A 14,112-nucleotide genomic window follows, 5' to 3' on the forward strand; every position below is an offset into this window, starting at 1 on the left:
CAGAACGGCCGGTCGCCCCGAGGTGCTCGGGGCGACCGGCCGTCACCGGTGCTACGTCAACGCCTCACTCGGCGCCCTTGTCGGCGGCCACCAGCGAGCGCAGGACGAACTGCAGGATGCCGCCGTTGCGGTAGTAGTCGGCCTCCCCGGGGGTGTCGATCCGGACGACGGCGTCGAACTCGACGGCCTCGCCGCTCTCCTTGGCGGCGAGGACCTTGACCGTCTGCGGGATGCCCTCATTGAGCGCAGTCACGCCGGTGACATCGAAGGTCTCGGTGCCGTCGAGGCCGAGGGAGTCGGCGGTCTGCCCCTCCGGGAACTGCAGCGGCAGCACGCCCATCCCGATCAGGTTGGAGCGGTGGATCCGCTCGAACGACTCGGCGATCACCGCCTGCACGCCGAGCAGGATCGTGCCCTTGGCCGCCCAGTCGCGCGAGGACCCGGAGCCGTACTCCTTGCCGGCGAGGATGACCAGCGGGATGCCGGCCTCGCGGTAGTGCTCGGCCGCGGCGAAGATGCTGCTCTGCTCACCGTCGCGGGTGAAGTCGCGGGTGAAGCCGCCCTGCACGTCGTCCAGCAGCTGGTTGCGCAGCCGGATGTTCGCGAAGGTGCCGCGGATCATCACCTCGTGGTTGCCGCGCCGGGAGCCGTAGGAGTTGAAGTCCTTGCGCTCCAGGCCGTGCTCGGTGAGGTACTGGCCGGCCGGGCTGTCGGTCTTGAACGACCCCGCCGGGCTGATGTGGTCGGTGGTGACCGAGTCGCCGAGCTTGGCGAGGACCCGGGCTCGGGTGATGTCTTGCACCGGCTCCGGCTCCAGGCCCATGCCCTCGAAGTACGGGGGCTTGCGCACGTAGGTCGACTCCGGGTCCCAGGCGAACATCTCACCCTCCGGCGTCGGCAGCGACTGCCAGCGCTGGTCACCGGCGAACACGTCGGAGTAGTCCTTGGTGAACATCTCGGTGCTGATCGCGTTGGCGATGGTGTGGTCCACGTCCTCCGGCGTGGGCCAGATGTCCTCCAGGTAGACCGGGTCACCGTGCCCGTCGGTCCCGAGCGGCTCGTTCTCGAAGTCGAAGTCCATCGTCCCGGCCAGCGCGTAGGCGATCACCAGCGGCGGCGAGGCGAGGTAGTTCATCTTGACGTCGGGGTTGATCCGGCCCTCGAAGTTGCGGTTGCCGGACAGCACCGAGACGGCGGCGAGGTCGTGTTCCTGCACCGCCTCGGACACCTCCCCCGGCAGCGGGCCGGAGTTGCCGATGCAGGTGGTGCAGCCGTAGCCCACGAGGTAGAAGCCGAGCTTCTCCAGGTAGGGCGTCAACCCCGCCTTCTCGTAGTAGTCCATGACGACCTTCGAGCCGGGCGCGAGCGAGGTCTTCACCCACGGCTTGGAGGCCAGGCCCTTGTCCACGGCGTTCTTGGCCAGCAGCGCCGCCGCCAGCATCACCGACGGGTTGGAGGTGTTGGTGCAGCTGGTGATCGAGGCGATGGCGACGAAGCCGTGGTCGATCTCGAACTCGGTGCCGTCCGGGGAGTGCACGGTGACCCGCTTGGACGGGCGGCTGGTGGCCCCTCCCTCGTCGGCCGGGCGCGGCCCGCCGTTCTGCCCGGCCCCGTCGGTGTCCGGGGTGGGCGCGTCGCTGGCGGGGAAGCTGGACGCGGTGCCCGGGTCGCCCTCGTGGTGGGAGACGTAGGTCGGGAGCACCTTGCGGAAGGCCGTCTTCGCCTCGGACAGCGCGATCCGGTCCTGCGGGCGCTTGGGGCCGGCGATGCTCGGCACGACCGTGGACAGGTCGAGCTCGAGGTACTCCGAGTAGCGCGCCTCCTTCGCGGAGGGGTCGTGCCACAGCCCCTGCTCCTTGGCGTAGGCCTCCACAAGCGCGACGTGGTCGTCGCTGCGGCCGGTCAGGCGCAGGTAGTCGAGGGTGACCTCGTCGATCGGGAAGATCGCACAGGTGGAGCCGAACTCGGGGCTCATGTTGCCGATCGTGGCGCGGTTGGCCAGCGGCACCGCCACCACACCCTCGCCGTAGAACTCGACGAACTTCCCGACCACGCCGTGCTCGCGCATCATCTCGGTGATGGTGAGCACCACGTCAGTGGCGGTGGCCCCGGCCGGGATCTCACCGGACAGCTTGAAGCCGACGACGCGCGGGATGAGCATCGAGACCGGCTGGCCCAGCATCGCGGCCTCGGCCTCGATGCCGCCGACGCCCCAGCCCAGGACGCCCAGGCCGTTGACCATCGTGGTGTGCGAGTCGGTGCCGACGCAGGTGTCCGGGTAGGCGAGGCCGTCCCGGTCGAAGACGACGCGGGCCAGGTGCTCGATGTTGACCTGGTGCACGATGCCGGTGCCCGGCGGAACGACCTTGAAGTCGTCGAACGCCGTCTGCCCCCAGCGCAGGAACTGGTAGCGCTCGCCGTTGCGCTGGTACTCCAGGTCGACGTTCTTCTGGAACGCGTCGGCCCGGCCGAAGACGTCCGCGATGACGGAGTGGTCGATGACCAGCTCGGTGGGCGCCTGCGGGTTGATCGAGGTCGGGTTGCCCCCGAGGTCGGCGACCGCCTCGCGCATGGTGGCAAGGTCCACGATGCAGGGCACCCCGGTGAAGTCCTGCATGATCACGCGGGCCGGCGTGTACTGGATCTCGGTGTTCGGCTCGGCCTTCTCGTCCCAGCCGGCCAGTGCCCGGATCTGGTCGGCCGTGATGGTGCTGCCGTTCTCGTTGCGCACGAGGTTCTCGAGGAGCACCTTCAGGCTGTACGGCAGCGTCTCGCTGCCCTCGATCGCCGCGAGTCGGTAGATGTCATAAGACTTCGCGCCGACCTCCAGGCTGCCCTTCGCGTTGAAGCTGTCGACCTGTCCGTTGCTCGTGCCGCTCATGCACCGGCTCCTTCGTCTCGTCATTTATCTTGACATCAAGATACATCACCATGGTAGCGCCCCGACCAACGACCCGGTATGTGGCGTTTCCCCGCCTCCGGAGGACGCGACTCGCCACACACGAGGTGGTCAGTCGGAGGTGGGGTGCGGCTCGAGGACGGCGATGCACTCCACGTGGTGCGTCATCGGGAAGGCGTCGAACGCCCGCAACGACCGTATGCCGTAGCCGGCCTCCCGTGCGTAGGCCAGGTCGCGTGCCAGCGCGGCCGGGTCGCACGCGACGTAGGCGACCAGCCGGGGACGCAGCGCGGCCACGTCCCGCACGACCGCCCGGCCGGCACCGGTGCGCGGCGGGTCGAGGACGACCAGGTCGGTGGTGCCACCGCGACGCGCCAGCATCGCCACCTCGCGGTCCACCCGTGAGCGCCGCACCCGCACCTGCGGGCGGTCGGCGAGGTTGGCCCGGGCGTCGACGACCGCGCGCTGGTCGGCCTCGACCGCCCGCACGGAGCCGGAGGGTCCCACCGCGTCGGCGAGCGCCGCGGCGAACAGCCCCACGCCGCAGTAGAGGTCGAGCGCGCGCTCGCCCTCACGGGGCGCCAGCTCCCGCAGCACGTGCTCGACGAAGGTGGCCGCGGCGCCGACGTGCACCTGCCAGAAGCCCCGGGCGCTGACGTCGAACTCCCCCGACCACGTCGGGGTGGTGACGCGCTCGCGGACGGTCGGGACGGGCATACCGCGTCGGTCGGCGCGGCCACGCGGCACCGGCACGGTCACCGCGGGGGCTCGCCCGCCGGGGGCGACCGTGTCGACGGCCGAGCAGCCCTCCCACTCCGCTTGGAGCACACCGCTGTCCACGACGGCACGGGTGGCGATCAGGCAGTCCTCGACCGGGATCACGTCGTGGGAGCGGTGCGGCCGGAGCCCGGCGCGGCCGCGCTCGTCGACGGCGAACTCCACGCGGGTGCGCCAGCGCAGCCCCTGCTGGTCGCCCGGCACCGGCTCGACCGCGACCTCCCGGTCGAGGCCGGCCAGCCGGTGCAGCTGCTCGGCGACGACGGCCGCCTTGAGCTCCCGGGTGTAGGCGGGCGCCGCGTGCTGCCAGTCGCAGCCGCCGCATCCGCCGGGGTGGGCATAGGGGCACGGCGGCGTGACTCGCTGCGAGGAGGCGGCGAGCACCTCGACGGCGTCGGCCCGCAGGAAGCGAGCGTCCTCGCCGCCCTCGGTGACCCGCGCCCGGACCCGCTCGCCGGGCAGCGCGTGGCGCACGAAGACCACCCGGCCCTCGTGCCGCGCGACGCAGTGGCCGCCGTGGGCGACCGGCCCGACGTCGAGCTCGAGCAGCGTGCCGACCGTCGGCGAACCGTCGCCGGGAGTGGCGTCACGGCCGCGGCCGGAGGCGGCGTCGACGGAGGTCACGACCGACGGATGCCGCGCCGCACCGACCCGGCGCGCGGGCCGTCATACCGGTTCTCGGCGCCGACCGAGGACTGCAGCTGCCACGGGACGCTGGCGACCATGACGCCGGGGGTGAACAGCAACCGGGCCTTCAGCCGCAGGGCGCTCTGGTTGTGCAGGATCTGCTCGTACCAGTGGCCGACGACGTACTCGGGGATGTAGACGACGACGACCTCGCGGGGGCTGTCCCGCCGGATGGACTTGACGTAGTCGATGACCGGGCGGGTGATCTCGCGGTAGGGAGAGTCCAGCGCCTTCAGTGGAACGGGGATGTCCTTGGCGTCCCACTCCTGCTGCAGCGCGCGGGTCTCCTCCGGCTCCACGTCGACGGTGATCGCCTCGAGGATCGAGGGGCGCGTCGCCCGGGCGTAGGCGAGCGCCCGGAGCACCGGCTTGTGGATCCGGGAGACCAGCACCAGCGCGTGCACCCGGGACGGGAGCGTGGCCACGTCGCTGTCGCCCTCGTGCACGGCCAGCTCCTCGCGGACCAGCTCGTAGTGCTTCTTGATGGCGCGCATGAGGATGAACAGCACGGCCATCGCGGCGATGGCGATCCACGCGCCCTTGGTGAACTTCGTGACGAGCACGACGATCAGGACGGTGCCCGACATGGCGGCGCCGAGACCGTTGATCGCGCGGCTGCGCATCATCCGGCCCCGCACCCGGCGGTCCTCCTCGCGGCGCAGGTGGCGGTTCCAGTGCAGGATCATCCCGATCTGGCTCGTCGTGAACGACACGAACACCCCGACGATGTAGAGCTGGATCAGCCGGGTGACCTGGGCGTCGAAGGCGACGATGAGGACGATCGCGCCGGCCGCCAGGATCATGATGCCGTTGCTGTAGGCGAGCCGGTCGCCGCGGGTGCGCAGCTGCCGCGGGAGGAAGCCGTCGCGAGCGAGGATCGAGGCCAGGACCGGGAAGCCGTTGAACGCGGTGTTCGCCGCGAGGACCAGGATCACCCCGGTGGCCGCGATCGTGAAGTAGAAGGCCGGCGGGAAGTTGGAGAACACCGCGTGCGAGAGCTGGCCGACGACCGTCTCCTGGTCGTACTCGAAGCCGCCGAACATGGCCACGCCCGGCGCCGTCTGGTGCCCGTGCACGCCGTTGAGCACCAGCCGGCTCATGTCGGAGTCGGGGTCGACGTAGCGCAGGCCGGTCTTGTTGGCCAGCACGATGATGCCGATGAGCATGGTGACGGCGATGGTGCCCATCATCAGCAGCGTCGTGGCCGCGTTGCGGCTCTTCGGCTTGCGGAACGCCGGTACCCCGTTGCTGATCGCCTCCACACCGGTCAGTGCGGCACAGCCCGAGGAGAAGGTCCGCAGGATCAGGAACGCCCCCGCGGCGGTGGCCAACCCGTGGCTGAAGCCGGGATTCGAGGGGACGTCGAACTTGGCGCTGGCCACCTGCGGCAGGTCCCCGAACCCCCACCGGGTCAGGCCCCAGACCGTCATCCCGATGATCGACGCCATGAAGCAGTAGGTCGGGATCGCGAACGCCGTGCCCGACTCCCGCACCCCGCGCAGGTTCATCGCGGCGAGGAGGATGACCAGCACGACGGCGACCTCGACCTCCTTGCCGTTGATGAAGTCGATGGCCGAGGCAGCGTTCTGCACGCCCGAGGAGATCGACACCGCCACGGTGAGGACGTAGTCGACCATCAGCGCGCTGGCGACGGTCAGCCCGGCGGGTGAACCGATGTTGGTGGTCGCCACCTCGTAGTCGCCGCCGCCGGAGGGGTAGGCGTGCACGTTCTGCCGGTAGGACGCGACGACGGTGAGCATGACGACCGCGACCGCCAGGGCCACCTTCCAGGAGAAGGCGTAGGCGGACAGCCCGGCGACGGACAGGGTGATGAAGATCTCGTCCGGGGCGTAGGCCACCGACGACAACGCGTCGCTGGCGAACACGGGCAGCGCCACGCGCTTGGGGAGCAGCGTCTGCTCCAGCTTGTCGCTGCGCATGGCGCGGCCGACGACCAGCCGTTTGAGCACCCGTCCTGACATCGACACGATGGGCCAGTGTAGGACCGCGGGCGCACGCCGACGGCACCCGTTGCTCGTGTAGCGTCGCAGCGTGCACTTCGTGATCATGGGCTGCGGTCGGGTGGGCGCCACGCTCGCCCGCAACCTGGAACGCCACGGCCACGACGTCGCCGTCATCGACCAGGAACCGGCGGCCTTCCGCCGCCTCGGCGCCGAGTTCGAAGGGCGCCGCGTCACCGGCGTCGGCTTCGACCGCGACACCCTGCGCGACTCCGGCATCGAGCAGGCCTACGCCTTCGCGGCCGTCAGCAGCGGTGACAACTCCAACATCCTCGCCGCGCGCGTGGCGCGCGAGACCTTCGGCGTGGAGCACGTCGTCGCCCGCATCTACGATCCCGGTCGCGCCGAGGTCTACCAGCGCCTGGGCATTCCCACCGTGGCGACGGTCCGCTGGACCGCCGACCAGACGCTGCGCCGGCTGCTGCCGCAGGGTGCCGCGTCGGAGTACCGCGACCCCAGCGGCAAGATCGTGCTCATCGAGGTGCCGGTCGCGCCCTCGTGGATCGGTCGGTCGATCCGCCAGCTCGAGGAGGTCTCCGACACCCGGGTCGCCTTCCTCACCCGGCTCGGGGAGGGGATCCTCCCGACCGACACGACCGTTTACCAAGAGGGTGACCTCGTGCACGTGATGGCCCGCGCGGCCGATGTCCCGGTGGTCGAGCAACGCCTCGACCAGCCCCCGCCGGCGGAATGAGGGAGGCACACGTGGTGAGACGGGAACGCACTCCCATGCGGGTCGTCGTGGTCGGCGCGGGGAGCGTCGGCCGGTCCATCGCCCGCGAGCTGATCCACAACGGCAACCAGGTGCTGCTGATCGACAAGCTCGCCGACGACAAGGCCTCCCGCCGCGTGCCCGAGGCGTCCTGGCTGCTCGGGGACGCCTGCGAGATCAGCACGCTGCAGGAGGCGGGGCTGCCCAGCTGCGACAGCGTGGTCTGCGCCACCGGCGACGACAAGGTCAACCTCGTCGTGTCGCTGCTCGCCAAGACCGAGTTCGGGGTGCCCCGCACGGTCGCCCGCGTCAACAACCCCAAGAACGAGTGGATGTTCGACGAGGGCTGGGGCGTCGACGTGGCCGTGTCCACCCCGCGCCTGATGACCGCGCTCGTCGAGGAGGCTGTCAGCGTCGGCGACCTCGTGCGCATCTTCCAGTTCCAGCAGGGCAAGGCCACCATGGTCGAGCTCACGCTGCCCGACGACAGCCCGTATGCCGGCACGCGCGTCGGCGACGTCACCTTCCCCCCGGACGTGGTGCTGGTCGCCATCATCCGCGAGGACATGGCGATCGCCCCCAGCCGGGACGACGCGATCGAGTCCGGCGACGAGCTGCTCTTCCTCGCCACCCCGGACACCGAGGACGAGCTGGAGTCGATGCTCAGTCCGGGCGAGCGCCCGGCGCGTCCTCCGGAGTGACCTCCGCCTGCGCCCGCCCGGCAGGCCGGTCCTCCACGCCCGTCACGGGCAGGTCCAGCTCGGTACGCCCGCGCACCAGGATCAACCCCATCACCGCCACCGCGGCGAGGTAGGCCGGCCAGCCGAGGACGATCTTGGCGATCCCCAGCAGGGCCACCTCGCCGGCGAAGTACATCGGCAGCATCACGGCGACGCGCACGGCATACAACCCGACGAGCACGAGGGTGAGGCGCTGGCAGACCCGCACCAGGCCACGGTCGCGCCGCCAGCCGAGCGGGTCCTCCTGGATGCGTGGGTCACCCGCCGCGACGAGGAAGCCCACGAGAGGCCACCGCCCGACGACGGACAGCAGCGCCAGCAGTCCCCACCCGATGCTGGCGAGGATGCCGGGCAGGAAGGCGTCCTGTGCCCGGCCGCTGCGCAGCGCGAAGAACGCGGCGATCGCGGTGGCGACCGCGGCCGACAGGACGTAGCGCGGGGTCTGGCGCATGACGAGCCGGACGAGCAGCAGGACCGCAGCCACGGCGGCTGCGGCATAGACGGCGGGGCGCACCTCGTGCTGCCAGACCCAGGCCACCACGAACGCGACGGTCGGCAGCGCCGTCTCCATCGAGCCGCGGAAGCCGCCCAGCGCGGCCGAGAGCCGGGCGCGGATCAGGCCCTCGACCGTCGTCGCGTCCACGTGGCGGGTCTCCTGCGTCCCCTCGTCGGGGCGGTGGTCAGCGCTGGGCGTGGCCACGGCCGGTGATGATCTCGTAGGCGGGGTTGAAGATGGTCGGTGTCCCCGTGTGATAGGTCACTCGGCCCCGCACGGTCAGGTAGGTGCCCGGCGCGATCCCGGCGATGCGGCGCCGGCCGAGCCAGACGACGTTGAGCGACCGGCTGCCGTCGTAGAGCTCGGCGACGAGCGCGGGCACATTGGCCCGGGGGCGGAGGGTGACGCTGCGAACCGTGCCGCAGACGCTGGCGAGCTGCCGGTCCCCGACCCCGGCGATCGGCGTCCCGCCGAGCCGGTCGGAGTCCTCCTGCAGCTCCCGTGCCTCCAGCTCCTCCTCGGATCGGGTCAACCGGTCCGTGACGCGGGTGAGCAGCCCCTGTGCGCGGGGACCGCTCTCGGGGGCCTTGTCGGTGACCTTGGTTGCTCGTGCCATCTCGTGGTCCTCTGGCAGCTTCGTCAATGCCTTCAGTGCCTTCGGTGCCTTGGGGGTGGTGGTCCTGCCGTCACCGGATCTCGGTGATCTCCGGGCCGCGCTCGAGTGGACCGAAGCGGTCCTCCCCCTCCTCGACCTGGCCGATCTGCCCGGCCTGCTCGGCGGCAGCCGCCATCTCCTCGGGCAGCCGCAGCGGCAACAGCTCCCGCGGCGCCATCGCCTCGGCCCCGCGAACGACGACGGTCTGCCGGATGAAGTCCACCAGGGCGCTGCCCGCGTCGGGGTCGACGGCGGCCTTGCCCGAGACGACGGCGCGCAGGAACCAGCGCGGCCCGTCCACCCCGACGAACCGAGCCGGTGAGTAGGTGGTGCGTCCGTTGCTCCCCCGGCTCGGCATCCGGGTCTGCAGCTCGAGGCCGAGGGGTCCCTCGACGACCTCGGCGGTGCCGCCCTGGGCGGTGATGCTCTGGGAGATCTCGTCGCGGATGTCGTCCCACACACCGCTGGACTTCGGGGCGGCAAACGCCTGCAGCTGCACCGCGGACTCCCCCAGCAGCGCGCTGGCGGCGACGATGTTCTGCGACTCCTCGTCGACCTCCAGGCGCAGCTCCATGCCCGGCAGCCCGGCGACCCACAGCGAGCCGAGGTCGAGTCGCTGGCCGCGCTCGTCCACCTCGTCCCGGTCGAACGGTCCCTCGCTGCGGTCGACCCTCACGGCCCCCGCGGCGTCGTCCTCGGCGTCCTCGCTCTCGTCGCCGGCGACGTCGGTCTCGTCTCCGGTGTCCTCGGCGCGGTCGTCACGGGCGGCGTCGTCCGGGTCCGCGGCGACCGGCTCGTCCGGCGCCTCGTCGAGGCGTACGGCGTCGTCGGCTCCCGCCTCGGTGTCGACGTCCTTCTTGCGTCGGAAGATGCCCACTGCCTGCTCAGTCCTTCGTCGTCGCGTCGTTGGTGTCGGTCATGTCGTGCGTGGGGTCGATGCCCGGCGTGCTGTCCGCGGCGGGGCGGCCGGAGCCGAAGCCCCCACTCGCCCCATGTCCAGTGTCACCCCGGTGGCTGTCCGGAAGCGAGTCCACCTCGACGAAGCGAACCCTCGCCACCTGCTGCACCACCAGTTGCGCGATGCGGTCCCCGCGACGGACCGTGAAGGTTTCGTGTGGGTCGGTGTTGACGAGGTTGACCTTGATCTCCCCGCGGTAGCCCGCGTCGACCGTTCCCGGCGAGTTCAACGTGGTGATCCCGTGACGGGCGGCGAGGCCGGAGCGGGGGTGGACGAAGCCGGCATACCCCTCGGGGAGGGCCAGCGCGACCCCGGTCGGCACCAGGGCACGCTCGCCCGGGGCCAAGGTGACGTCCACCCGGGCGTGCAGGTCGGCGCCTGCGTCACCCGGGTGGGCGTAGGTCGGCAGCGGGAGGCCGGAGTCGAGGCGGCGCAACGACACCGGGGTGCCGGCGCCGTCGCCGGACGAGGTCACGCCGCGCAGTCGCGGCAGACCGGCTGTCCGCCGACCTCCTTGGCGAGCTGGCTGCGGTGGTGCACGAGGAAGCACCGCGAGCAGGTGAACTCGTCCGCCTGCCGCGGCAGCACCCGCACCGACAGCTCCTCACCGGAAAGGTCGGCGCCGGGCAGTTCGAAGCCCTCGGCCTGCTCGGCCTCGTCGACGTCGACGCTCGAGGAGTTCTTGTCCACGCGACGCGACTTGAGCTCCTCGATGGAGTCCTCGTTCAGGTCGTCGTCAGTCTTGCGTGGCGCGTCGTAATCAGTGGCCATCTGGTTCGGTACTCCTGATCGTCCTTCCCCTTGCGGGGATCGTTGCCCATACCCCTTGCGGGGACGAATTGCCCTGTTGTTGCTGTCTGCTGTTGTGACCCGCCCCACACTGGGCGGGACCGCCCGTTCGGTGTCTGCGAGGACAACGCCGTCTCCCCGCGTTTTGTGCCCGACCGAAGGCGGATTGTGCCCTACGAAGCCGAAGGTTTCCAGCAGGGGGTCCGGCGGGTGGACGAAACGGCGGAATTCGCCGGGCAATCTGCCCACAGTCTGGGCGCAACCTGCCGACTGCCGCGGGCCCACCCACCCGCCGCGGGCCGGACCCGGGGGGCTCAGCCCGCCACGTCGGCCAGGATCGCCTCGAGCCCGTCGGCGAGCTCGGGCGCGGCAGCCAGGACCAGCGCGCTGCCGGGCGGTTCGGTGCCCCGACCGCGCACGACTCCCCCGGCCTCGGTGACGACGAGGAGCCCGGCGGCCAGGTCCCACGGGTGCAGCCCGGACTCGTAGTAGCCGTCGAGCCGGCCCGCGGCCACGCTGCACAGGTCGATCGCCGCGCTGCCGCCACGGCGCAGGTCGCGGATCCGGGGCAGGACCTGGGCGGCCACCGCTCCCTGGCGGGCGCGCACGTCACTGCGGTAGCCGAAACCGGTGCCGACGAGTGCCCGCTCGACCGGCACGCCGGTCGTCACGTGCAGCCGCCGCGCCACAGCACTGTTCGATGAGCCGGACACCGTCGAGCCGGACACCGTCGAGCCGGACATCGTCGTGAGGAAGGAGCCTCCACCGGCGCGGGCGTGGAACAGCTCATCCACGGACGGCCGGCTCACCGCCCCGGCCACCGTCTCCCAGGCGCCGGGCACGGTCGGGTCGCCGGTCACGACGGCGACGGACACGGCATACTCCGGCAGTCCGTAGAGGTAGTTGACCGTGCCGTCGATGGGGTCGACCACCCAGGTGAGGCCGCTCCAGTCCCGCGGCGTGTGCCCGGCGCCGGCCTCCTCGCCCAGCACCGCGTCGTGCGGGCGGGCCTCGGCGATCCGGGCGCGCAGCAGTTGCTCGGAGCGTCGGTCCATCTCGGTGACGATGTCGGTGCTGCTGCTCTTGGTGTCGGCGACGCCGAGGTCGTCGGGCCGTTCGTCGACGATGAGGCGGCCGGCGGCGACGGCGAGCTCGACGGCGAGCGCTTCGAGCTCGCGCAGCTCGGCGGGGGCAGGGACGGGCGCGCGGTCCATCAGTCCCTCCCGCAGGCGGCCGGGCGGACGGTGCGCAGGTTGGGGCAGCACCCGGCCGGGCAGACCGCCGGCAACGGGTGCGGATCGGGCCAGGCCGGCCCGGTGACCTCGACGCCACGTGCCTGCGCGGCACGCTCCTCGAGCAGATCCACAAGGCCGCTGACGAACTCCGCGTCGGTGCCGACGGTCGGCACGCGGACGAGCTGCAGCCCGAGCTCGTCGGCGGTCTCCTGCGCCTCCGTGTCGAGGTCGTAGCGGACCTCCATGTGGTCCGAGACGAACCCGATCGGCGCGAGCACCACCGTCTCGACGCCTGCCGCGGCCAGCTCGCCCAGGTGGTCGTTGACGTCCGGCTCCAGCCACGGCTGGTCGGGGCGACCGGACCGGGAGCAGTAGACGAGCTTGTCGGCGAGCTCGACGCCGAGCGTGGCGCGGACCTCGTCGGTGATGGCGCCGGCGAGCTGTGCGTGCTGGCGCTGGTACGCGTTGCCCTCCCCGTCGCCGGGACCGGAGGTGTCGTCCATCGCCAGCGGGATCGAGTGGGTCACGTAGGCGATCCGGAGGCGCTCGGCATCGGTGTCCCGCAACGCCTCTCGCACCGCCTCGGTCACCAGGCGGCAGTTGGCGCGGGCGAAGCCGGGGTGGTTCGGGTAGGGCCGCACCTTGTCGACCTCGAGCGGGCGCCCCTCCTCCTCGAGCGTCTGCAGGGCACCGCCGAGGTCCTCGCGGTACTGCCGGCAGGAGGAGTATGACGAGTACGCGCTGGTCACGATCGTCACCACTCGGCGCAGCCCCTGCCCGTGGGCCTCGCGCAGCGTGTCGGTGACGAAGGGGGCGGAGTTGCGGTTGCCCCACAGCAGCGGGGTGTCGATCTCCCGACGGTCCAGCTCGTGGCGCAGCGCCTCGAGCAGCGCACGGTTCTGGTCGTTGATCGGGCTCCGGCCACCGAAGTGGTGGTAGTGCTCGGCCACCGACTCCAGCCGCTCGTCGGGGATGCCGCGCCCGGCGGTCACCGTGCGCAGGAACGGCATGACCTCCTCCGGGCCCTCGGGCCCCCCGAAGGAGAGCAGCAGGACGGCGTCGTAGGGGGCCAGCGGGGCCGGGTCGGAGGTGCTCATCGGCTCAAAACTAGCCGAGCGGCGTGGTCGGTTAGGTGCTGGGCGCACGAGGGTGGCAGAGTTCGACACGGGCTTTGCGCAACACGGGAGAGGGCGAATGCAGGATCTGCGACTCATCGGCGTGCACGAGGACGGCCAGCACCTGCTGCTCGGCGCCGACGACGGCACGCGATTCCGGCTCCCGCTCAGCGATGACCTGCGCGCCGCCGTCCGACGGGGGCGGCCACGCCAGGGCCACCTGCCCGTCGAGGTCGAGGGCGGGCTGCGGCCGCGCGACGTGCAGGCGCTGATCCGGGCTGGCGCGAGCGCCGAGGACGTGGCCGACCAGGCCGGGTGGTCGGTCGACAAGGTCCGCCGCTACGAGGGCCCGATCCTCGCCGAGCGCGAGCACGTGGCCCAGCTGGCCCGCGCGGTGCGGGTGCGCGGCCGCGCACAGGGCGGCGTCGCCCCGACCCTGGACTCCCGGACCACCGAGCGCCTGAGCGACCGTGGCGTGAACCCGACCCACGCCTACTGGGACGCGCACCGGGTCGAGCACGGACCCTGGACCGTGGTGGTCACCTTCCCGGCCGGCGGTCGGGAGCGGCAGGCCAGCTGGCACTTCGACCTGCCGGACCGGACGATCACCCCGCTCGACGACGAGGCCCGCTGGCTCAGCGGGGACGACGATGCCGCCTCCACCGGACCGCTGCCCGCACCTCGAGTGCCCCCCACCGGCCGCTCCACGCGGGTGTATGACGTCGAGGCCGAGGGCGGCCTGCGCGCCACCGAGCGCTCCGGAGACAGCGGGGCCGGCGCAGCGGGCCGCTCGGGCGAGGACGCCGCCTCCCCGGGCCAGCCGGGAAAGGCCGGCGGCGGACCCTCCGGGCGGGAGGAGCCGGTCGACCTGATGACGGCGATGCGCGAGCGCAGCGCGGCGTCGCGGGCGAGCCGGCGCCGCCGGCGCAACCGCCGTTCACCCGCCGACGTCCCCCAAGCCGACCCGCAGCCGCCCGAGGACGCGCTCCCGCTGGAGGACATCCCCTACGCCACCGTGACGGCCGACG

At 71.9% G+C, this 14,112-nt stretch carries 13 protein-coding genes; 3 read left to right on the forward strand and 10 right to left on the reverse strand.

Annotated features, from left to right (window positions below; translation table 11 throughout):
• Window positions 1–64: 64 nt before the first annotated feature.
• The 3 genes from VFL99_RS13945 to VFL99_RS13955 form a co-directional block, all read right to left on the reverse strand.
• On the reverse strand, window positions 65–2,881 hold the full coding sequence (locus tag VFL99_RS13945) for an aconitate hydratase (RefSeq protein WP_325106976.1): 2,817 nt from the start codon (window positions 2,879–2,881) through the stop codon (window positions 65–67).
• A 129-nt stretch (window positions 2,882–3,010) separates the two neighbouring features.
• A complete protein-coding gene (locus VFL99_RS13950) occupies window positions 3,011–4,300 on the reverse strand; it encodes a class I SAM-dependent RNA methyltransferase (RefSeq protein WP_325106977.1) in 1,290 nt (429 codons plus the stop codon).
• Window positions 4,297–6,345 (reverse strand): APC family permease, encoded by a 2,049-nt coding sequence (locus VFL99_RS13955; protein WP_325106988.1) that lies wholly within the window; start codon window positions 6,343–6,345, stop codon window positions 4,297–4,299. The genes VFL99_RS13950 and VFL99_RS13955 overlap by 4 nt, the downstream gene beginning before the upstream one ends.
• 70 nt (window positions 6,346–6,415) lie before the next feature.
• On the opposite strand from VFL99_RS13955, the gene VFL99_RS13960 reads away from it, so the two are divergent.
• Window positions 6,416–7,078 carry a potassium channel family protein gene (locus VFL99_RS13960; RefSeq protein ID WP_325106978.1) on the forward strand — a complete coding sequence of 221 codons (663 nt, stop codon included), beginning with the start codon at window positions 6,416–6,418 and terminating at the stop codon, window positions 7,076–7,078.
• A 35-nt stretch (window positions 7,079–7,113) separates the two neighbouring features.
• Window positions 7,114–7,797 carry a potassium channel family protein gene (locus VFL99_RS13965; protein WP_325106989.1) on the forward strand — a complete coding sequence of 228 codons (684 nt, stop codon included), beginning with the start codon at window positions 7,114–7,116 and terminating at the stop codon, window positions 7,795–7,797.
• On the opposite strand, the gene VFL99_RS13970 is transcribed toward VFL99_RS13965, so the two are convergent.
• The 7 genes from VFL99_RS13970 to VFL99_RS14000 form a co-directional block, all read right to left on the reverse strand.
• On the reverse strand, window positions 7,760–8,536 hold the full coding sequence (locus VFL99_RS13970; RefSeq protein WP_325106979.1) for a DUF3159 domain-containing protein: 777 nt from the start codon (window positions 8,534–8,536) through the stop codon (window positions 7,760–7,762). The genes VFL99_RS13965 and VFL99_RS13970 overlap by 38 nt on opposite strands.
• Complete coding sequence (locus tag VFL99_RS13975; protein ID WP_325106980.1) at window positions 8,517–8,948, reverse strand: OB-fold nucleic acid binding domain-containing protein; 432 nt, start codon at window positions 8,946–8,948, stop codon at window positions 8,517–8,519. Before VFL99_RS13975 ends, VFL99_RS13970 begins: the two co-directional genes overlap by 20 nt.
• A gap of 70 nt (window positions 8,949–9,018) precedes the next feature.
• Window positions 9,019–9,864 carry a DUF3710 domain-containing protein gene (locus VFL99_RS13980; RefSeq protein WP_325106981.1) on the reverse strand — a complete coding sequence of 282 codons (846 nt, stop codon included), beginning with the start codon at window positions 9,862–9,864 and terminating at the stop codon, window positions 9,019–9,021.
• A gap of 7 nt (window positions 9,865–9,871) precedes the next feature.
• Complete coding sequence (gene dut, locus VFL99_RS13985; RefSeq protein WP_325106982.1) at window positions 9,872–10,420, reverse strand: dUTP diphosphatase; 549 nt, start codon at window positions 10,418–10,420, stop codon at window positions 9,872–9,874.
• Complete coding sequence (locus tag VFL99_RS13990; protein WP_325106983.1) at window positions 10,417–10,716, reverse strand: DUF4193 domain-containing protein; 300 nt, start codon at window positions 10,714–10,716, stop codon at window positions 10,417–10,419. The genes dut and VFL99_RS13990 overlap by 4 nt, the downstream gene beginning before the upstream one ends.
• Before the next feature lie 332 nt (window positions 10,717–11,048).
• Entirely contained in the window at window positions 11,049–11,948 is a 900-nt protein-coding gene (locus tag VFL99_RS13995) for an inositol monophosphatase family protein (protein ID WP_325106984.1), read from the reverse strand.
• Window positions 11,948–13,066, reverse strand: a complete 1,119-nt coding sequence (locus VFL99_RS14000) for a ferrochelatase (RefSeq protein ID WP_325106985.1) — start codon at window positions 13,064–13,066, stop codon at window positions 11,948–11,950. The genes VFL99_RS13995 and VFL99_RS14000 overlap by 1 nt, the downstream gene beginning before the upstream one ends.
• Before the next feature lie 97 nt (window positions 13,067–13,163).
• Between VFL99_RS14000 and sepH the strand changes: the two genes are divergently transcribed.
• Window positions 13,164–14,112: septation protein SepH (gene sepH, locus VFL99_RS14005; RefSeq protein WP_325106986.1), on the forward strand; the 949-nt coding region annotated here is incomplete at its 3' end.

The sequence above is a fragment of the Segeticoccus sp. genome (genome assembly GCF_035708005.1).

Excerpts from the sequence above, each read along its gene's own strand:
- VFL99_RS13945 (WP_325106976.1), bottom strand. The coding sequence starts at position 2,881 with ATGAGCGGCACGAGCAACGGACAGGTCGACAGCTTCAACGCGAAGGGC.
- VFL99_RS13955 (WP_325106988.1), bottom strand. The coding sequence starts at position 6,345 with ATGTCAGGACGGGTGCTCAAACGGCTGGTCGTCGGCCGCGCCATGCGC.
- VFL99_RS13965 (WP_325106989.1), top strand. The coding sequence starts at position 7,114 with ATGCGGGTCGTCGTGGTCGGCGCGGGGAGCGTCGGCCGGTCCATCGCC.
- VFL99_RS13975 (WP_325106980.1), bottom strand. The coding sequence starts at position 8,948 with ATGGCACGAGCAACCAAGGTCACCGACAAGGCCCCCGAGAGCGGTCCC.
- VFL99_RS13990 (WP_325106983.1), bottom strand. The coding sequence starts at position 10,716 with ATGGCCACTGATTACGACGCGCCACGCAAGACTGACGACGACCTGAAC.
- VFL99_RS13995 (WP_325106984.1), bottom strand. The coding sequence starts at position 11,948 with ATGGACCGCGCGCCCGTCCCTGCCCCCGCCGAGCTGCGCGAGCTCGAA.
- VFL99_RS14000 (WP_325106985.1), bottom strand. The coding sequence starts at position 13,066 with ATGAGCACCTCCGACCCGGCCCCGCTGGCCCCCTACGACGCCGTCCTG.